This window comes from Aulosira sp. FACHB-615 (assembly GCF_014698045.1).
Taxonomy (GTDB): Bacteria; Cyanobacteriota; Cyanobacteriia; order Cyanobacteriales; family Nostocaceae; genus Nostoc_B.
In genome coordinates this window covers 18,153-39,285 of the sequence record NZ_JACJSE010000046.1, presented here as the reverse complement: position 1 = coordinate 39,285, position 21,133 = coordinate 18,153, and the positions used below count along the sequence as shown (strand labels likewise).

13 protein-coding genes are annotated in these 21,133 nt (G+C 42.4%); 10 read left to right on the top strand and 3 right to left on the bottom strand.

Going from position 1 to position 21,133, the window contains the following annotated elements:
* The 4 genes from H6G77_RS35490 to H6G77_RS32710 form a co-directional block, all read left to right on the top strand.
* Positions 1-339 (top strand): hypothetical protein (locus tag H6G77_RS35490; RefSeq protein WP_206758067.1); only part of this gene is annotated, 339 nt, incomplete at its 5' end.
* Positions 340-500: 161 nt separating this feature from the next.
* Positions 501-1,352 carry an Rpn family recombination-promoting nuclease/putative transposase gene (locus H6G77_RS32720; RefSeq protein WP_190594501.1) on the top strand — a complete coding sequence of 284 codons (852 nt, stop codon included), beginning with the start codon at positions 501-503 and terminating at the stop codon, positions 1,350-1,352.
* Positions 1,348-7,062, top strand: a complete 5,715-nt coding sequence (locus H6G77_RS32715) for an RHS repeat-associated core domain-containing protein (protein WP_396020697.1) — start codon at positions 1,348-1,350, stop codon at positions 7,060-7,062. The genes H6G77_RS32720 and H6G77_RS32715 overlap by 5 nt, the downstream gene beginning before the upstream one ends.
* A 3-nt stretch (positions 7,063-7,065) precedes the next feature.
* Positions 7,066-8,130 carry an ankyrin repeat domain-containing protein gene (locus H6G77_RS32710; RefSeq protein ID WP_190594503.1) on the top strand — a complete coding sequence of 355 codons (1,065 nt, stop codon included), beginning with the start codon at positions 7,066-7,068 and terminating at the stop codon, positions 8,128-8,130.
* A gap of 150 nt (positions 8,131-8,280) precedes the next feature.
* Here the strand turns inward: H6G77_RS32710 and H6G77_RS32705 are convergent, their stop codons facing one another.
* The 3 genes from H6G77_RS32705 to H6G77_RS32695 form a co-directional block, all read right to left on the bottom strand.
* The gene (locus H6G77_RS32705; RefSeq protein WP_190676157.1) at positions 8,281-9,342 is read right to left on the bottom strand and encodes a hypothetical protein; all 1,062 of its coding nucleotides are present in this window, start codon (positions 9,340-9,342) and stop codon (positions 8,281-8,283) included.
* Between the two features lie 16 nt (positions 9,343-9,358).
* Positions 9,359-10,117: a hypothetical protein gene (locus H6G77_RS36060; protein WP_242049380.1), complete on the bottom strand. Its 759-nt coding sequence runs from the start codon at positions 10,115-10,117 to the stop codon at positions 9,359-9,361.
* A 96-nt stretch (positions 10,118-10,213) separates the two neighbouring features.
* Positions 10,214-11,815, bottom strand: coding sequence for a hypothetical protein (locus H6G77_RS32695; RefSeq protein WP_190676159.1), 1,602 nt, complete (start codon positions 11,813-11,815; stop codon positions 10,214-10,216).
* A 220-nt stretch (positions 11,816-12,035) separates the two neighbouring features.
* Here H6G77_RS32695 and H6G77_RS32690 point away from each other — a divergent pair, with 220 nt between their 5' ends.
* The 6 genes from H6G77_RS32690 (at position 12,036) to H6G77_RS36055 (ending at position 21,096) form a co-directional block, all read left to right on the top strand.
* Positions 12,036-12,371: a helix-turn-helix domain-containing protein gene (locus H6G77_RS32690; RefSeq protein WP_190676161.1), complete on the top strand. Its 336-nt coding sequence runs from the start codon at positions 12,036-12,038 to the stop codon at positions 12,369-12,371.
* A 109-nt stretch (positions 12,372-12,480) separates the two neighbouring features.
* Entirely contained in the window at positions 12,481-13,182 is a 702-nt protein-coding gene (locus H6G77_RS32685; RefSeq protein WP_190676164.1) for a hypothetical protein, read from the top strand.
* 77 nt (positions 13,183-13,259) lie between these two features.
* The gene (locus tag H6G77_RS32680) at positions 13,260-13,859 is read left to right on the top strand and encodes a hypothetical protein (RefSeq protein ID WP_190676166.1); all 600 of its coding nucleotides are present in this window, start codon (positions 13,260-13,262) and stop codon (positions 13,857-13,859) included.
* 81 nt (positions 13,860-13,940) lie between these two features.
* On the top strand, positions 13,941-14,330 hold the full coding sequence (locus H6G77_RS32675) for a helix-turn-helix domain-containing protein (protein ID WP_190676168.1): 390 nt from the start codon (positions 13,941-13,943) through the stop codon (positions 14,328-14,330).
* Between the two features lie 345 nt (positions 14,331-14,675).
* Entirely contained in the window at positions 14,676-15,527 is an 852-nt protein-coding gene (locus tag H6G77_RS32670) for an Rpn family recombination-promoting nuclease/putative transposase (protein WP_190676170.1), read from the top strand.
* Positions 15,523-21,096, top strand: coding sequence for an RHS repeat-associated core domain-containing protein (locus H6G77_RS36055; RefSeq protein ID WP_396020696.1), 5,574 nt, complete (start codon positions 15,523-15,525; stop codon positions 21,094-21,096). Before H6G77_RS32670 ends, H6G77_RS36055 begins: the two co-directional genes overlap by 5 nt.
* Positions 21,097-21,133 lie beyond the last annotated feature (37 nt).

Genomic DNA, 21,133 nt, shown 5'->3' with positions numbered 1-21,133 from the left:
GAAATGTACACCCCAGAACAAATTGTTTTTCGGCTTAAAAGACGGGGCTATCATCGCACAGTATCAGCAGTTAAGAATAAATTGCATTCTTTGGGGTACTCTATACGTCCTACCCTTGACAATTACAGTTGCAGTGAGATTGCAAAACACCTTTGTCTACATCCAACTACTATTATTTACTGGATAAAGCAGGGCTGGCTGAAAGCTAAAAAACGTTCTGTTAGTTGTTATCAAGTCAAAAGCCGGGATTTAAAACGCTTTTTCAAGAACCCTCCTAAATCAATGCAGAAGCGGATTGCGGCGATAGATCCGCAAGTTGTTCGGTATTTGGTGGGGTAGTTATATCGCAGACAAAAATAAGATAATTAGAATAAAGGCGATTCCAAAAGTGAGTCGCCATATTTTTATTTTATCTAATATAAAAACTTAATTCACTATTAATTAATCAAGGTATAATTACTTGTACAATCTTCATCAATAATTCAGATAACAAATAAATTATGATTGACCATGACAGACTATTTAAAGAATTACTTTCTACCTTTTTTGTTGAGTTCTTAGATTTATTTCTGCCGCAAGTCGCCAGCCAGATAGACCGTGATTCAATTCAGTTTTTACCCCAAGAAGTGTTTACTGATGTCACTTCTGGAGAAAAGAAAGAAATTGATTTACTGGCGCAAGTGCGTTACCAAGGACAAGAAACTTGTTTTTTAATCCATGTCGAAAATCAGTCTTACACTAAGAAAGAATTTGCCAAACGGATGTTTAAATATTTTGCTCGACTGCACGAAAAATATGATTTACCAATTTATCCAGTGGTAATTTTTTCTTTTGATGAGCCAAAGCGTCCTGAACCTCAAAACTATCGCGTTAGATTTGGCGATTTCAATGTGTTGGAATTTCAGTTTGCTGCTATTCAACTCAATCGTTTAAGTTGGCGGGATTTTCTAACTCAACCAAATCCAGTAGCCGCAGCATTGATGGCAAAAATGAATATTCCCAAACAAGAGCGTCCGCAGGTAAAAGCAGAATGTTTGCGATTGCTGGCAACGTTAAGATTAGACCCAGCCCGAATGCAATTAATTTCTGGGTTTGTGGATACATATCTGCGTCTGGATGCAGCCGAGGAACAAGCTTTTCAAGCGGCTATCGATACAATGGGGTTAACACAGCAGGAGGAAATTATGGAAATTGTTACTAGTTGGGAAGAAAAAGCTGCCCAAAAAACAAAAAGAGAGATTGCTGCGAATTTACTACGTGAGGGGATCGCAACTGAGACAATTGTGCGAGTCACAGGGTTAACGCCAGAGCAAGTGCAGGAATTACTCTCACAGCTAACTCAAGAGAATTGATATCAACCACGCTCCCAGCATCACGTCTACTCCCGTTTACGTCGCTAATACTGGCAGTGCTTACCAATACCAAGTGCAAGCAACTGACCCAGATGCAGGCGATCGCCTAACGTACCAACTTCTCTCTGTCCCTGCTGGTGTTACTGGTATTACCATTGATGCGACTACTGGGTTATTGACCTGGAGTAATCCAGTGGCTGGTAACTACAGGATTGTGGTTGGGGCTGTAGATGATGGTGGATTGGGTGCGGCACAAGGGTTCAACTTGACTGCACGAGCTAACAATGCGCCTGTGATTCGCTCAAATCCTGTGCTAACTGCTACCCCTGGTAGTGCTTATGCTTATGACATCATTGCGGCGGATGTGGATGGTGATCGCTTAACCTACACCCTCGACCAAGCATCCCGTGACAAAGGCATAACTTTAGATACACTGGGCAGACTGCGCTGGAATCCGACTACTAGCAATGTTGGCACTCACCGCATTGTGGTATCTGTCAGCGATGGCATTACGTCTACGCCGCAGCAGTATGACCTTGTGGTGGCGGCTGATGATGTAGCACCACAAGTCAGGCTGATAGCTAATTATGACACGGTTAATCAAGGTGAGACAGTCATCTTCCAAGCCAGAGCTACTGACAACATAAAGGTTGCTGGCTTGCAGTTGCTTGTTAACGGTAATGCGGTTGTGCTTGATGCTAACGGTATGGCGAGGGTGGCAGCTAGTGAATTAAAAGACTTGAACGCCGTTGCGATCGCCACTGATACGGCTGGTAATACTAGCCAAGCAACATTCGATGTAATTGTCCGCAATCCTGATAGTGTCAACCCTCCTGAAGTTAGCCTTAACCTTGGTGCGATCGCTGGTAGTCTAATCACTGCACCTGTCAATATTGTTGGTACTATCAACGATGACGATCTCAAGTATTACACCCTGGAAGTCGCGCCTGTTGCTGGTGGGGAGTTCAAAGAAATTTTCCGAGGTACAACTACAGTCAATAACAATGTACTAGGCAAATTTGACCCGTCTTTGCTGCAAAATGACTCGTACATCCTGCGTTTAACTGCCTATGACCAAGGTAATAATGCCAGCACGGTTGAGGAGGTTGTTGATGTTGCTGGCGAGTTGAAACTTGGTAACTTTAGGCTGTCGTTTACGGATTTGACTGTGCCTGTAACGGGGATACCGATCACGTTGACACGCACGTATGACACCCTCACTTCGGGTATCACTGATGACTTCGGGTATGGGTGGCGGATGGAGTTCAGAGATACCGACCTGCGAACTTCTCTGCGTCCGCCAAGTGAGGAGGATGCGTTGATTGGCTACCAGTCGGCGTTTAAGGATGGAACACGGGTTTATATTACTTTACCTGGAGGAAAAAGGGAGGCGTTTTCGTTCCGTCCTACTGTTGACCCGATATTCGGTTTGGCAAGTGCGATTGGGGGTGTTAACACTACAGTTTACAAACCTGCTTTTGTTGGTGACAAAGGGGTGACAAGTACCCTCACTGTGAAGAGTGCGCGGATTCTGCGGAAGGATGGGACGGATGAGTATATTGGCTTGAACGGTGGTATCAATTACAATCCGGCAGATATCAATTTCGGTAATGTGTACGTGCTAACGACCAAGGAAGGGGTTGTTTACGAAATTGACGCGCAGACTGGGGATTTACTCACTGTAACAGATACAAATGGCAACAAGCTGACTTATACGGATGATGGTATCTACAGTTCTGCCGGGAAACAAGTAACCTTTGAGCGCGATGCACAGGGGCGGATTGCTACGGTCAAAGACCCGATGGGTGAGTTAATCAGATATGAGTATAACGCGAACGGGGATTTGGTAAGTGTTAAGGATCAAGAACAATTTGAGACTCGCTTTGTTTACGACACTACCCAAGCACATTATTTGAAAGAAATCATCGACCCATTAAACCGTACTGGTGCAAAAGTTGAGTACGGTGATGATGGTAGGCTGAAGAAAACACTAAATGCCACAGGTAATTCTGTAGAGATTGACTACGACCCTGCAAACTCGCTGCAAACAGTTAAGGATGTGTTAGGACATCCTACCACTTATGAATATGACACCAGAGGTAATGTTGTACGGGTTGTTGACGCACTGGGTAATCAAACCCGCATGGTATATGACGACAATAACAACCTGTTGCAAGTAACAGATGCTAATAATCTTGTTACTAAGTATGAGTACGACGACAAAGGCAACCTGAAGTCACGTACAGAGCAGTATTGTGGTTGTGCCACTGTCACCCCTGGAACTTCATACTACACATACGACAAGTACGGCAACATGACATCGTTAGTGACACCAACTGGTGCTTCCATGACGATGAAGTATGACAGCTATGGTCAAATGCTATCGATGAAGGATGGCAAAGGAAACCTGATTCAGTCGTTCAGTTATTATGCCAATGGCTTAGTCAGAAGTGAAACAGACTCCACTGGTACAACAATCTACGAATATGACGAAGAAGGTAATGTAATTCAAACTACCGACCCGGATGGCAGCATTACAACAATGGAGTATTACGCCAATGGTAAGCTGAAGCGGATGGTGGAAGATAATGGAACTCCTGATGACACCAGTGATGATGAGATTTTTACTTTTGAGTACGATAAGCTGGGACGAGAGAAATTTGCTGACTACGGTAATGGCATCTGGGTGAAATACGATTATGAAGGTGTTGGTAGTGATTGGACTAAACTGGAAGCTCCCACCATCGGTAAAATCGAGCGCAAATTAACTGCTGATGGTAAATTAGCGGGGTGGGTGACAGCTGATGGTGGTACGCCGACGTTCAAGTACGATCTAGCTGGGCGTTTGTGGAGAGAAACTGATGCCAGTGGTAATGATGTTACTGAATATGGGTATGATGCCGCCGGAAGAGTAACCAGCGTCAAAGATTTGCAAACTGGCGCAATCACTACCAAAAAATATGATGCAGGTGGTCGGGTAATTGAAGAAGTCGATACCCTGAAGGTGTTTACTCGGTACAATTACAACTCTCGCACAGGTCGTCTAGATTCCACCGAAAGCGGTAAATATTTAACTAATGCTTCAGGTAATCTCATTCTTGATGCCAATAATAATCCCATAGTTGACACAACTGTGGAAATACGGACTTACCGCTATGAATACAACGGTTTGCAAACAACGGTAATTGACCCATTGGAACGTAGAACAACAACTGTCTCTGATGATTATTACTTGCCGAAAGAAACAATTTACCAATTACGTGATGGCAGTAAATTTAGCGAGAAAACGGAATATCTCTATGCCAATAATCTGCAAGAAGCCAAAGATTATCCCACTAGAGTAGTTGATATCGGTGGCAATGACCGTGTATTTGAGTACGATACTCAAGGTCGCTTGAAGACAGCAACTGATTTGGGCAATGGCAAATACATTTACGACTATGGTGATGATGGGTTAGCGAAGATTACTTCCCCAACAGGTGAAACTTTACAGTATGACTATGATGCACTAGGTAATTTGGCAAAAGTTACTTATGGCGATAATGCGTTCAAACAGATGACTTACAATACCGTAGATAATCGTCTAGAAACCGTAACATTGCCAAGTGGAGAAACCATAACTTACGATTATGATGAGGCTGGGCGGTTAAAATCGCAAACTTCGTCTACTAATGGTAGTGTTAGCTTCACTTACACTGCTGAGGGTGCAGTCAAGACAATGACTGATTCTACTGGCACAACGACTTATCGCTATGACAGCAGTAAGCGTCTTGAAGGGATTGATTCTCCTAACGGTAGCAGTATTAGCTACACTTACGACATTGTGGGGCGCATCAAAACACTAACAGAAAAAGGTTCTGCTACTGCAACAGCGTACACGACTGAATATGACTACGATGCTTTTGGCAATCTTAGCTGGATAAAAGACCCTGCTGGTGGCATCACTAGAATGAAGTACGATATCGTGAACCGTTTGCAAGAAAGAACACTGCCTAATGGTGTGAAGACAACTTATGAATACGATGACCTTGATAGAATAAAATCTATTGCTCACACAAACGCACAAGGTCAGGTATTGGCATCTGTAACTTATGAACGTGAAGGTATTGGCGAACCCAGCAAGATAACCCGTGAAGATAATTCCTATGTGCTATTGGAGTATGATTCAGCACTGCGGGTTGAAAAGGAATCTTACTACAATGCTGCTGGGCAATTGCTGAATGAAACTACCTATACTTATGATGCCTCTGGTAAGCGACAAGTACAATCAACAAGCACAGGCGATCGCACATTTAATTACACAACAGGCTATCAGTTAGATACTGTAACTGAAGCAGGCGAAACCGAAAACTACGATTATGACGCTAATGGTCGGTTAACGCTGATTGAGCGTAATGGTAAAGTCCTTGATTTAAACCACGATACTTACGACCGCTTAACTACTGTTGAAAATGAAACAACTGGTGAAACAACACAGTATGTTTATGATGGTGCTGGTAACAGGGTTAAAGCAGTCGAAAGGACGCAAGAACGTAGATTCTTGGTAGCACCTGCGATGGGCGGTAGCTTACAATCTACTGACCTCATCACTGATGGTAGCGGTAATCTCATCAGTAACTACATTTACGGTGGCGGTAGCAGTCCCTTCATGCGGTTAGATGCTAACGGCAATGCTGTGTACTACCTCACCGATGCAATGGGTAGTGTAATAGGATTGGCTGACGGTAGTGGTGCAAGTTCAGGTAAGTTTCTGTATGATGCGTTTGGGGATATTCTCTCGCAGGTAGGTGGTACAGATAGTAATGCGGGTGGTGATTTTAGGTTCCAAGGGCAGTGGTTAGAATCTGAGAGTGGGTTGTATCACTTTAGGGCGAGAGATTATGATCCTGCAACAGGCTTATTCTTGAGCCGTGACCCAGTGGATATTATGGAGATGGAGCCGGAGAGTTTTAATCCCTATCAATTTGTGTATAACAATCCCTACATATATAGCGATCCAACAGGGATGTTTACTATTACTGAGGCTAATGTTACTAATGCCATTAATAAAATTTTAGAATCCATAGAAACAAATACTAAATATCAATTCCAAGAGGGAATTAAGGATAAAATAAAAGAGATTTCTACTGAAATCTTGACCAGTTTTATTAAAACAGTTACTCCCTTTAATTTTCAGCCATTCATTAATCCAAAGGGTGATGTTGGTTTTGTACTTGAAGATTTATTATTGGGTTCTGTACGTCAATTATTACAAGATGTTCCTTTTCTTGATAAATTATATGTTGCAGTAGGAATTAATGACGCAGGGGAACCAAAATATAAAGGATTTAACATTAATGATAATATTGATTTGAATGCAAAGAAACCAACAAGCTTCTCTTATCCTGACTTTATTTTTAAAGAGGGTGAACCTGTAGATACAGATAAAAATCCTCCAGCATATCTAATTGGAGATATTAAATTTGATGCTGGACAAATAAAAGTACAGAATGATACTCAGTTAAAAAGGATTTTAACATATACAAAATATCCTGGTGTAGGTAGTGGAAGTCTTAAGGCAGTCGCAAGAACTGGTGGAGGCCATACTTATGCTCCATTTGCCTTGTATTTAAGTGTAAAAAAATTGACGGAAGATGAAGAAAACCATTATGAGAAATATGCTTTGAAGAATTTCGGTGTTGTTTTATCTCTACTTGATTTTGGTTTATAGAATATGCTGTTAGATTCTCTTTTACTGTTAAATGCTGTACAGTCGAACGATATTCAAAGAGTTAAAGAGCTAGTATCGAATTATCAAATAACTCCTGACAATGCTTATCAATCTCTGATTGAAGCAGTAGATAAAGAACTTTTAGAAATCGTTAGACTCTTTGTCAAAGCAGGATTAGATGTAAACTTTGAGTTGTTGGATGGTATACCTCTTGAGCGTGCTGTTATGACAGGAAATTTACCTATAGTAAAAGTACTACTTGAAGGTGGTGCAGACGTAAATTATCCATTGAAATCTGATGATAATTACACACCACTATTTTCTGCTGCTTGTAATGGAAATATAGATATGGTCAAACTATTAGTTGAAGCTGGTGCGGATGTTAATTGTCTGTGGAGTGGAAATTATGCTCTACAAGGAGCCGCAGAAGGTGGTCATGAAGAAGTCTATAATTACTTATATTCATTGACCAACCCTGAATTGAGAGAGGGGACAAGAGAACGTTTATTAGTTGGTATACGTATAAAGTCAAGAGAACAGTTAGCTAATCCACAAATTAATGTTCTTACTGATGCAGTTGATAACGACAACCTATGCCAAGTTAAGGAAATTATTGCTAGAGGAGCAGATATTAACGCTCCTAATACAGATGGGTTAACTGCTCTTATTACAGCATCTGCTAAAAGTAGATTATCAATATTAAAAGAATTATTAGTATTAGGTGCTAATCCAAATATTGGAGATGATGATGGTAAAACTCCATTAATGTATGCTGTTGGAGAAAGTAATAATAGAATTCATATTTGCATAAATTTAATTCAGGCTGGAGCAAATATTAATGTTCAAGATAATTATGGAAGGACAGCCTTAATGGAAGCAGCAAATATTGGCAGTCCTAGCTGTGTTCAATTATTGATTGAAATGAACGCTGACATTAATATCAAAGATTGCGAGGGAAAAAGTGCTTTAGATTACGCTTTGCTTCATTCTCAAGACAATTATTTTTGGGCTGCCAATGTCAACTATCCTGCTGTTGTTGAAATTCTTCAGCAGGCAGGAAATATATGATAAAGCTGCTGTTAGGGAACAAATAAGATTAATATATCATTAAAGTAAGCGTCATTCAGAAAAACAGCAGATCACTACTCATTCCAATTTTCCAATTCCCTACTAACGCAACCAATTTGCAATTGCGGAAACTTTACCAGGTTCCTTGTGTTATAACTCCCCCACCGGACACCGCCGCATCATCTCCTGCAACACCACCGCCTCACCATCCGCCGTATACACAACCTCCCCTGACATCGCAATCACAATTCTCTCCCGCCTCGCCCACTCAAACCATTCTTTTACAGCAGATTGAACCTGCGTGGATTCCGGTTTCCGCCCCTCCTTGCAAGCAGCTACAAACACAGCTTCCGGTGACTTAACCCCTTTCCAATTTCGTAACGCTTCTTTGAGATAGGCGATCGCGCCCGGAACATTTTCCCAATACCGCTTGACTGTGCGCTGAATCTCTCCGTTTAACCGGAAGTGTAGTGTACAGGGGATTTCTCGTAGCTGCTGCAATACATCCTGAACCTCCTGCTGACTGGGCTGTACTGACTTTTCTTGTGGTTCAGTGTAATCATCATCACTAGAGTCTCTTGATTGAAAATTTGACGCAACCGAGGCTGCGGAAGAATGACCCTCATGAGTATCTATCTCGTTAGTCGAGTCATCTTGTTCTGGTTCATCAACGAAGTGAGTAATTTGGGGTAACTCTGATTCCTGGTCACATTCCAAAATCTCGGTTTTCACTTCCTCAGTTTTTTCAAGCTCAACAGCAGTGTGTTGTTGTGAAGCGAACTCTTGAGAAGGGAACTCTTTGATATGATCTGCTGGGAGTGAGCAGATCGATATGTCCAAATTGCTCACATCGATCTGCTGATTTTGACAAATGCGATTCCATAGGGCTTGTACGTTCTCGACGTTAACTGTGAACCAGTTGGCTTGATACCATGTCTTCTCACTGTGACGACACACATCAATCAACTTAAAATTATCCCTTAAGTTGGCGATCGCTCGTCTAATGGCTGATATGGTGAGGAATGGCAGTGTTTTACCCCAATCAGTGAGGGTCTTCCAAAACCAACGCCTGCCATCACCCTTGATGTGTTTGGATATTTGACAAAAGTAATGAATCTGCTGGAGTATTACTGCTTCTTCTAAACCAATCTCGGAGGCCAGTAGCGGCGGAACTAACAGAGGGGATTCGGGGGTGATTAATTTACTGGTCATATATTTTACTCAATATTTAAAATGGCATATTTTTTTGGTCTTCTTCTGGAGCTTGTGACCAAAATTCGCGGAGTGCTTGGAGTTTCGCTGCCTGTAGTCGCTGTTTCTCTTCGGGCGACACTTCCCCAACTAATTGCTGTAATTCAGCCTGTTGTCGTTGCTTCAGCTGCTCAGTAGTTAAAGCTGGTAAAGCCAGAGGCTCATTTTTGGCGGATGGACGAAAACCACGACGACGGTACAAAAACCGGAAATGGCGTTTGTCTTGCGGGGGGAGCGATCGCCATATTTCGGAATCCCAGCCGGGGGGTATAAAGTCAGATGATGGGGGCAGTAGCGTTTGGACTTGCGCTTGTAATTGGGCGAAATTTTGTTGTAGTTCCTGAATTTGTTGTTGCAGTTGAGGAATTAGCTTGACTGATTCTTTGGCAATTACTTCACATTGCAGAAAGTATTTGCGGATCTGTCTACCTTGTTCACTCTTCGAGAGCATCCCCATTTCTTTGAAGCATTCGGTTGTCAAATAAATTTTTTCGACTGGTCTACCTGCTTTTGAATTTTCCTCAGAAGTGATGAAAACTTTATATGGTAAAGCTTCTAGAGATTCATCTTGGAGTTGTACGAAATAATCGAAATTTCGTTCAAAGTAACTACTCAACATTCTTTTGGCATTGCTCTTGGTGCTATACCCCAGCACAGACCAAGCCCAATCAAAATCTATAATCTGGTTGCTGTTGTGCAAATTTTGAGCCAGTTCAAGCGTAAATTCTGGTGTCATAATTTTTAGTGGTTGTTGATATTTGGCGCATGAAAATATCAGCAGCAGTTGAGCTATGCTGCATCCAGTTTTTTGGTTGTAGAGAGTGAGTTCTATTTACTGGTTGTGTTCATGCCAGAAGCGCAGTTCATCCTTGAAATAGCGGTCTGTCTTCTTGGGCTGGTCTTTCCAATGCTCCCAAGCCACCCACACTTCATCCCCCAGGTCTTCGATGACTTCACCTCTGGCGTTATACAAAGCACAGTAGGGGTCAGAGTGAGCAACAATAGAACCATTACCAATACTTGGGGGTTGTCCAGATTTCTCCAAAGCAGTGATTAGCTCGGTTTCTTGCGGTGTCAATTCCGCCCAGTAGTCCTGTTTGATAACCTCATACTCAGTAGCCACTTCCAGATAATCCCACCAACTACACCCAGGTTTGGCCAGCACACGTCGAATATCGCTAACTGCTTGGGGTAATAATTGCAATTGTTCGGCTCGATATGCGATCGCAGATGGTGTTGGTTCACTGCCCAAAAGCACAGCCGCAGCTTGCAAAGCTTGGGTATTGTTCATTGCGCTAGCGAGATTCCCCAAAGCTATACCCATGAGCCGTAAGCATTCTTGGGCATTTTCTTTGGGTGGTTCAACAGCCAGCGATCGCAGGTCAATGGTTCGGTCGAGCGATCGCTTGACTTCTTTATTCAGTGCCTTGGTAGCCTGTTTGGTTAGAGTATTACCCCACTCTTGAGCAGGTCTTTGTTGTACAGCGTTCTCTAACTCCTGAATCCGTTGTTGTAGTCGCTGGTTTTCAAGCTCCAACTGCCTTAGCCCCTCCATCTCGTCTAGCCGTTGCTGCAATTGGATGTTATGCTCCTTCTGCTGTTGAAACAGTTTCTGCACAGAGGAAAGTTGTTCTTGTACTCGTGCTTCTGCGATGGCTGTGGCTTCTGAGAGTAGGCCAATCCTCAAGTCCTGCTCCAGCCGTTCTAATTCCTGCTGGTGTTGCTGCTTTAGTTGTGTGATCGCATCAGCATATTCTTTGGGGTAAGTTCTTTCATTGCTAAATGACACAATTGCGTCATTACTGAAGTTAGTCAAATCATCATTGTTCACCAACAGCCTCTCACCATCAGCAAATGTGACAATCTGCTGGGTGGGGTTTGGTGGTTCTGACTCAATTACTCCCTCTTCTCCACATCTAGGGTGAGATTGTGATGAAACCCTAACCGAATGACACAATTGCGTTTTTGAATCTTCGGCTGTAGTATCGTTCTCAGCAGGATTTACGACCTTTGGCACAACCTTTTGTACTGCTTTGGCAAAGTCTGCGGCGGTAGGGAAGGGTTTTTCTTTGGCTGCGATCGCAACGGCTTCATGCAATTTGTCGGGAGTTTTGACCAGTTTTAGTAAGGGTCGGGTTTGAGAGGGTTTAGTGATTTTGTCCTTTAGTTCGTCGGGAAGAGAATCAACTACTTTCTTAGCAGTGAGTAAATCTCTAACCCTTCGGTATCCTCCGTATTTGGTCAACTCTTCATTACAGTAACTCTCAAAACTCTTATACCCAGCATCTTTGTAATAGGAGTTATTGCACATCAAGCACAATTCTTCTATCGCTTGCCACTCAAAGCGGTCAATGGCGGCGAATGTTTCTTGAATGCTGGTGTTGAGAGTGCTGTAGCTGGGTACTAATGTTTGTTTGCGGTCTAGTGTCAGCATGGCATTACCTAAATACCAAAAATTGGTTAATGCAAATGAAAACTGCCGTACTATCAGCAACCACCTTCGATTCCCCTTAAAAAAGGGAATTATTTTTTGCCATCATCTCCTTAAAATAAATTGACAACCCAATTTGACGGCTGAAATGCTCTTGCCGTCTATGAATTCCTGTATAACTGAGCTGGTTAGTTGAACTCGTAGTACAAAAATATATTGCCACATGACAACTGAAAGTGCAAATATAAAAGTAAAAAATACAAAGGAGGTAATTATGGTTCCCCTGGATTGGGTTGTTATGCTTGCATGGAATAAAGAATGTGGGAATAACTTAAGATCATTGCGTGGCAAGAAGTCTAGACGCGAAATTGCAGATGCACTTTTTAGCCAGCAGGTAGAATGCTCTCAAGAATACATCAGAAAGCTGGAAAATGGCGAAGCTGCCTCTGTTTCCACAAAAATTATCACAGCAATCGCTAAAACCCTTGGTGTAGAACTGATTGAAATTATGTCTGAGTTGCGTGTTGAAGTTACAAAAAATATTTGCACTACTAGTTGAATTTTGTACTCTGAGTTGTTATTATAGATATATCAAAACAAAAGACGACCGCACCAGTCTCGCAAACTCAGCGATCGCCTTTCTACCTTTTATCAAAGGAATATCTATTATGACCTACACAACCGATACACAGCAAGCACCCATAAGCTTCAACCGCACCCCAATAGATGAGCAAGCCGCAGCACAGGCAGAGTTATACAGCCATCTCGAAGCACAAACACAAGCTGTAGCTCCCGAAGAATACACCAGCATTGAAATCAGTTTTTACGATCACGAAATCTACTTCAATGGTCAACTGATAGCCAAAATCACCTACGACAGCAACGATTTTGTCACTCAACCTTGGCTTGTATTGGTCAACGGTAAAGAAGAATTCAGAGCTAATGCTTGGGCAAAGTGCTACCGCTACATCTGCACACATCACAAAAATGGTTCTTTACCTGTACAAGAACCAGAAACCCCAGTCACTACAACTGGTAACGAAATTATGGTACAGATTGCTCAGGCTTGTGAAAACTTTGGTCTTGAGTTGCTTGACGATGGAATTTACAGAGGCGACGAGAAATTAGGCGAAGCAGGTTGCACAGATGGCCAATGGTGGTTTATCAGAGCATCTGAAGGCAATCAGGAACAGGTCTTGTGTGATTCGGAAATGGATGCTGTCTACTGGCTGTCAATGGTGGATAGCGTAACTCTTCCTGAAATCGATGATTACGACCATTTGCTAGACCTGCCATTTGACCAACTGACGAGTGTGCAATGGGAACGGCTACAGGAGTATGAGTCAATGCTAGAGCTAGTCGCTGCGTAAATCAACATTCAGGAATCAGAAGCGAATATTCTTCTGATTCCTAATTTTTTCTCTTCATTTATTAACCAATTAGAACAATGGAAGCAACAATATCAATTCCCCAGGGTTGGCAATACCCCAGATTTGCTTTTGGGCAACGGACGGAACGGGGTCAAATCATTGGCATGAAGTATTACGCCCAAAATACTTTTCTAGCTGACGAATATGGTGCAGGTTGGCGTTATGTTCTACTGCCTAACAAGAATACTGAAGATGAACAAACTCGGCTTGAGGATGAAATAAAACTGCTCTCACCAGAGGAATTAAAGGCAGTTTTAGAGGCAGAAATCAGCAACCACTTGCGCCAAGTTAAATTGCTGAAACACGAATTAAAAGCAGTTGGTATGAGTGTTGTGTCAACTGAATCTACTACCCAAACACAGGCAAATAATCAGATAGAGCATCAGTCTTCAATATCTCCTCCAGAATTACACAAATTGATTGATGCGGCAAAATTTGTCATCAGAGAAATTGCAAAACACTCTGATTTCCAACAACTAGATTATCACCCCGACCTGACTATTGGTGATGCTCAAAGTGCGCTTTCTTATTTGCAAATGGAACTGGAATTAAAGCAACAGCCTGCCAGTATCGAAAACAGAAGCATAGACATCATTCCAAGTGCAGAATCAGCTTAATTAAACCCACTAAAGGCGATTCACCTTTGGATTGCCAAACACAACATTAATGCTGTTTTTATATGTTTTGGAGGTTTATTTATGAGCAGAAAATGGACTCCCCAAGAGATAGAAACTTTAGAAGAAATGGCAGAATCTTACACGCCAAAACAAATAGCATTTCGCTTGAAAAGACGAGGGTACAATCGTAGTCTCGAAGGAATCAGGAAAAAGCTTCATTCGCTAGGTTACTCTGTACGTCCTACCCTTGATAACTACAGTTGTAATGAAGTCGCTAAAGTATTGCAGGTAGATTCTGGTACTGTTGCTGCTTGGGTAAAGCGTGGCTGGCTCAAAGCTATCAAACCATCTGTGCATCAATACCAAATTAAAAGCCGAGATTTGAAGCGATTCCTTCAAAATCCTCCCCGCAGAATTAGAAATCTAATTGCATCTTTGGATCAACAAGCTATTAGGTATTTGGTGGGTTAATTATATTACAGACAAAAACATTAATTAGAAAAAGGCGATTCCAAGATTGAGTCGCTATTTTTTATTTTATCGAACAGAATTCAGGAGTCAGGAGTCAGAATTCAGTATGAATTCTACACGAGTTGTGGATGAAAAAGCGGGTTTAAGACCCCAGCTAAATTAAAAATTTAGCAGTCTACAATTAGTGGCGGGTCTGAATCCCACACTAATAACATTCTGACTTCTGACTTCTGACTTCTGACTTCTGACTTCTGACTTCTTCTTCAACTAATATAAAAACTTAATTTACCCTTGATTAAGGTATAGTATTTGCATAGTTGCTATGAATAACTTAGACAATAAATTATGATTGACCATGACAGATTATTCAAAGAATTATTATCTACCTTTTTTGTGGAATTTCTCGATTTATTTTTACCGCAAGTATCTAGTCAAATAGACCGAGATTCCATTCAGTTTTTACCCCAAGAAGTGTTTACCGATGTTACCTCTGGCGAAAAGAAAGAAATTGATTTACTGGCGCAAGTGCGTTACCAAGGGCAGAAAACTTGTTTTTTAATTCATGTCGAGAATCAATCTTATACTGAAAAAATCTTTGCAAAGCGGATGTTTAAGTATTTTGCTCGGCTGCATGAGAAATACGACTTACCAATTTATCCAGTGGTAATTTTTTCTTTTGATGAACCAAAGCGTGCAGAACCGCAAATTTATCGCGTGGCGTTTCCAGACTTAAATGTACTAGAATTTCAATTTGCAGCCATTCAATTAAACCGTTTAAGCTGGCGGGATTTTCTCACTCAACCTAATCCAGTAGCCGCAGCATTGATGTCGAAAATGAATATTCCCAAACAAGAGCGTCCGCAGGTAAAAGCAGAATGTTTGCGATTGCTGGCAACCTTAAAATTAGACCCAGCCCGAATGCAATTGATTTCTGGGTTTGTGGATACTTATTTGCGTCTGGATGCAGTCGAAGAGCAAGTTTTTCAAGCGGCTATCGATACAATGGGGTTAACACAGCAGGAGGAAATTATGGAAATTGTTACTAGTTGGGAAGAAAAAGCTGCCCAAAAAACAAAAAAAGAGATTGCTGCGAATTTACTACGTGAGGGGATCGCAACTGAGACAATTGTGCGAGTCACAGGGTTAACGCCAGAGCAAGTGCAGGAATTACTCTCACAGCTAACTCAAGAGAATTGATATCAATCACGCTCCCAGTATTACGTCTACTCCCGTTTACGTCGCTAATACTGGCAGTGCTTACCAATACCAAGTGCAAGCAACTGACCCAGATGCAGGCGATCGCCTAACGTACCAACTTCTCTCTGTCCCTGCTGGTGTTACTGGTATTACTATTGACTCGACCACTGGGTTGTTGACTTGGAATAACCCTGTTGCTGGTAATTACAGGATTGTCGTTGGGGCAGTTGATGATGGTGGATTGGGGGCTGCACAGGGGTTCAACTTGACTGCACGGGTGAATAATGCTCCCTTTATTCGGTCTAATCCTGTGTTAACTGCTACTCCGGGGAGTGCTTATGCTTATGATGTGATAGCCGCAGATGTGGATGGCGATCGCCTCACCTATACCCTCGACCAAGCATCCCGTGACAAAGGCATCACACTTGATATACTAGGCAGACTGCGCTGGAATCCGACCGTTAGCAATATTGGCACACACCGCATTGTGTTGACTGTCAGCGATGGTATCGTGTCCACTCCGCAGGAATACGATTTAGCGGTGGCGGCTGATACTGAAGCACCACTAGTTAGGCTGATAGCTAATTATGACACGGTTAATCAAGGTGAGACAGTCATCTTCCAGGCTAAAGCCACTGATAATATTCGGGTTGCTGGTTTGCAACTGCTGGTCAATGGAAATGCTGTGGTACTTGATACCAATGGGATGGCGAGATTTACGCCAACCACAGCCGGGACAATCTTTGCTCAAGCGATCGCAACAGATACAGCAGGGAATATCGGGCAGGCAACATTCGATGTGGCAGTAATTGATACCAGTGACTTGAATGCACCTGAAGTCAGTTTGAATTTGGGTGCGATCGCCGGTAGTTTAGTCACAGCACCGATTGATATTAGGGGGTCGATTTCCGATGATGGGCAGTTAGATTATTACCGCCTACTAGTTGCGCCTGTTGCTGGTGGCGAGTTTAGGGAAATATTATTTGTCGATAACCCTAGTGCGATTGCTAACGGTGTTCTCGGAAAATTCGACCCGTCCTTGTTGCAGAATGACAGCTATATTCTCAGGCTGGAAGTGGCTGACAACGGCGGTAATATTTCGTACTCCGAGGAAGTGGTGGATGTTGCTGGGGAACTGAAACTGGGGAATTTTAGGCTGTCGTTTACTGACTTGACTGTTCCTGTGACTGGTATACCCATTACTCTCACTCGCACCTATGACACGCTCACTTCGGGTATTACTGATGACTTTGGGTATGGGTGGCGGATGGAGTTTAGGGATACTGATTTACGGACTAGTTTGCGATCGCCGAGTGAGGAGGAGCAACTACTGGGCTACCAGTCGGCGTTTAAGGATGGAACACGGGTTTATATTACTTTACCTGGAGGAAAACGAGAAGCCTTTACTTTCCGTCCTACTGTTGACCCGATATTTGGATTGGCGAGTGCGATCGGTGGTGTTAATAGTACAGTTTACAAACCTGCGTTTGTTGGTGACAAAGGCGTTACCAGCACCCTCACTGTGAAGAGTGCGCGGATTCTGCGGAAGGATGGGACTGATGAGTATGTTGGTTTGAACGGTGGTCTAAATTACAATCCGGCTGATGTTAATTTCGGTAACGTGTACGTGCTTACTACGAAAGAAGGCATAGTTTACGAAATTGACGCGCAGACTGGTGATTTGTTGACTGTCACTGATACTAATGGTAATAAGCTGACGTATACGGATGACGGTATCTACAGTTCCAGTGGTAAGCAGGTTACTTTCGAGAGAGATGCTCAGGGGCGGATTGCTGCGGTTAAAGACCCAATGGGTGAACTCATTCGGTACACCTACGATGCGAAGGGCGATTTGGTGAGTGTTACCGACCGTGAAGGTAATACTACCAAAATGGAGTACAACCAACAGCGATCGCACTACCTGGACAAAATCATTGATCCACTCAACCGGTCTGGTATCCGCAATGAGTACGGTGATGACGGACGGTTGAAGGAGATTGTGGATGTTAACGGTCAGAAGGTGGAAATGTCCTATGACCCCAGCAATTCCAGACAGACTGTACTAGACCAACTTGGTCATGCCACTATCTACGAATACGATACTCGTGGCAATATTCTCACTGAAATTGACGCTGAGGGTCAGATTACCAAACGTAAGTATGATGATGACAATAATGTTCTGGAAGAAACCGTTATCTCAGATCGTTCTGGCCCAAATGGTTTTACAACAAAATATACTTACGACAACAAGAATAATTTATTGACTCAAGAAGATGCGCTAGGTAATGTTACTCGTAATACCTATGGTGCTTACAGTCGCTTGTTGACACAGACTGATGCCTTGGGGCGTACTAGTATCAACGTGTACGACAGTTATGGAAACTTGAGTGCTAGTAAAGATGCACTTGGTAAGGTCACAAGCTACGGCTATGACGGCGATGGTCAGCTAACTTCAGTCACAGATGCCAATAAGCAGACTACCCGTTTTGACTATGACTCAAACGGCAACGTTACACAAGTAACAGATGCTTTGGGCAATGTCACCAAATACACTTACAACCGTAATGGTGACAAGCTGACCGAGACAAGATACATGACTCTGGCTAACGGCCAAGTACGGGAGCTATTAACAAGGTGGACGTATGATGATAACGGTCGCATGAGGACTATGACCGATGCTGAAAATCATACAACTACTTACGAATACGACGCTAACGGTAAGCAGATTGCTATAATTGATGCGCTTCAGCACCGGACTGAATATAAGTACAACGAGAGGGGTGAACTGGTAGAAACTATTTATGCAGACAACACTCCTGATAATCCATTTGATAACTTGCGAGATATCAGTCGCTACGATGCAGCTGGGCGCACGATAGCCACCATTGATAAAGCTGGAAGAGAAACGCGCTTTGTTTACGATGATGTCGGTCGATTGTTTGAAACTATTGTTCCAGACAACACGCCAAGTAATTGGGATGATAATCCTAGAACTCGGATTGAGTATTACACAGATGGCTTGGTTAAGGCGCAAATTGATGAGAGGGGTAATAGAACCGAGTTCCGCTATGATGCGGCAGGGCGGCAGATTGAAGTTATTTATGCCGACGATACACCAAATACTTTAAATGACAATCCCCGCACTACTTATAAATATGACAAAGCAGGGCAGCGAATTGCCCAAACAGATGCTTTCAATCATACTACTACGTTTAAGTATGATGATCTAGGACGGTTGACCAGAACTGAGTTTAACGATAAAACGTACACTACCAGCGAATACGACAACTTAGGTCGGCGCATTGCAATGACTGACCAGAATGACAAGCGGACTGAATATCGCTATGATACGCTGGGTCGCCTAACTGGAGTGAAGAATGCGCTTCAGGATTGGACTGAGTATAGTTATAACGAAGTTGGTAATCTGATTTGGATAGAGGATGCTAACGATCATCGCACTGAGTATGAATATGACGGTGTTGGTCGTCGCACAGCAGTAATCTTGCCAATGGATCAGCGTTCCGATAGTGTTTATGATGCAGTTGGCAACCTGAAGACGTACACGGATTTTAACCGTAATACCATAACCTACAGTTACAATCCCATGAACTGGATGACCTCGAAGCAGTTCCAGGATGGATCGAAAGTAACGTATGCTTATACAACAGTAGGATTACAAGACATTATCACTTTTGTTGATGCAAATGGTCAAACTACTGCAACTTACGATTATGATTACGATGAGCGCGATCGCCTCGTCAAGCGCACAGATAATATTGCTGGCGTGAGCCGCAGTATTAGTTATACCTACGATGCTGCAAGTAATCGCACTTCAGTTACTACTGCATCCGGTACAGTTAACTACACATTTGATGTTCGCAACCGCCTTGACCAAGTAATTGAAGATGGATCTGTTACAGCAGATTATGACTATGATGCAGTAAGTAATCTGGTGCGTACCACTTTTGCCAATGGTACGCAAGAGATTCGTCAATATGACGACCTCTATCACCTCAAATATCTAGAAAATCGTAAGGGTGATACTGTTTTCTCAAGCTATACCTACACACTGGACAAAGTGGGCAATCGTACTAAAGTTGTAGAACATAATGGACGTACTGTTGATTATGCTTACGATGCTTTATATAGGTTGACTCAAGAGAAAATCACTGATGCAGTTAACGGCGATCACATCTACGATTACACATTCGATAAGGTAGGCAATCGCCTTACTAAGAATGAAACTGTCAACGGTACTACAACTATTACTAACTACGCCTACGATGCCAATGACCGACTGTTAAATGAGACAGTGAATCAACAGGTAGTTGTTAATTATACTTACGATCATAATGGCAATACCTTAACCAAGACCGAAAATGGCATTACAACTGAATACACCTGGGATTACGAAAATCAGTTGATTGCTGCAAGGGTAAAAGATGCCAACGGCGCAACACAACAATCAATGCAGTATCGGTATAACGACAGTGGTATTCGGGTTACATCAACGGTTAATGGAGTTGAAACCCGGTATCTGATTGATGAAATGCAACCGTATGCACAGGTTTTAGAAGAATATTCTCCTAATAGTTCTGTGCAGGTGGAGTATGTTTATGGCAATGACTTGATTGCTCAGGAACAGAGTAACAGCCGCACTTTCTACCATGTTGATGGCTTGGGTAGTACGCGGGTGTTGACTAATGAGCAAGGTACTGTTGTTAATACTTACGATTATGAGGCTTACGGTAAATTAATCAACTCTACTGGTGGGGTAGAGAATAAATACCTGTTTGCTGGAGAACAGTTCGATCAAGCCTTGGGAGATTATTACAATCGGGCAAGGTATTATGATGCCGATACTGGAAGATTTACACGAAAAGATGATTATGAGGGAAGAATTGCTGAGGTATTAACACTACATAAATATATTTATGCCCATAACAATCCGGTAAATAGTGTCGATCCAACTGGCTTATTTACAATGGGTGAAATGGCTGCTGCTGATACAATTCGTAACGTTTTGGCAGGAATGCAAACTGATAATGGTGGAAAACTTGTATTAGCAACTCTAAGAGGAGACTATACCCCAGGAGATTTTCTTGAAGACAGTGCTATTGCTATTGGGCTATTGCTTGCTGCTCCTGTAATTTATGGTTCATTAATTGTATCGTCTAATTTTATAGCAAGGTACGCCAATTCATTAAGCCGTCTTACTAGCAAGACTTTATCAAGTAGAGGACTAATTCGGATTGGTACTTGTGATGAATGCGCTCAAGTCTTAAAGGCAGAACTGACTAAATATAATATTCCAGGAAGACATATTCGCCTAGAAACAACTGCTGGTAAAAAAGGTGTATTTGGTAGGATTGCTTATGGAGATATAGAAGAACCAATTTCAACTGATGGTTTTCATGAAGCAATTGTTGTTAGGATGGGTAATAAGGATATCGTTTATGATAATCTTAACCCTAAAGGTATAGCTTATGAAGAATGGATGAGTAAATTTGAAGTTTTTCCAGGCAACGGAAATAGGTTAGAAATAGTGAGAAATGAACCATTTTCTTAATAAAATCATCTCCACTTTCTTGCACAATCAACATTAC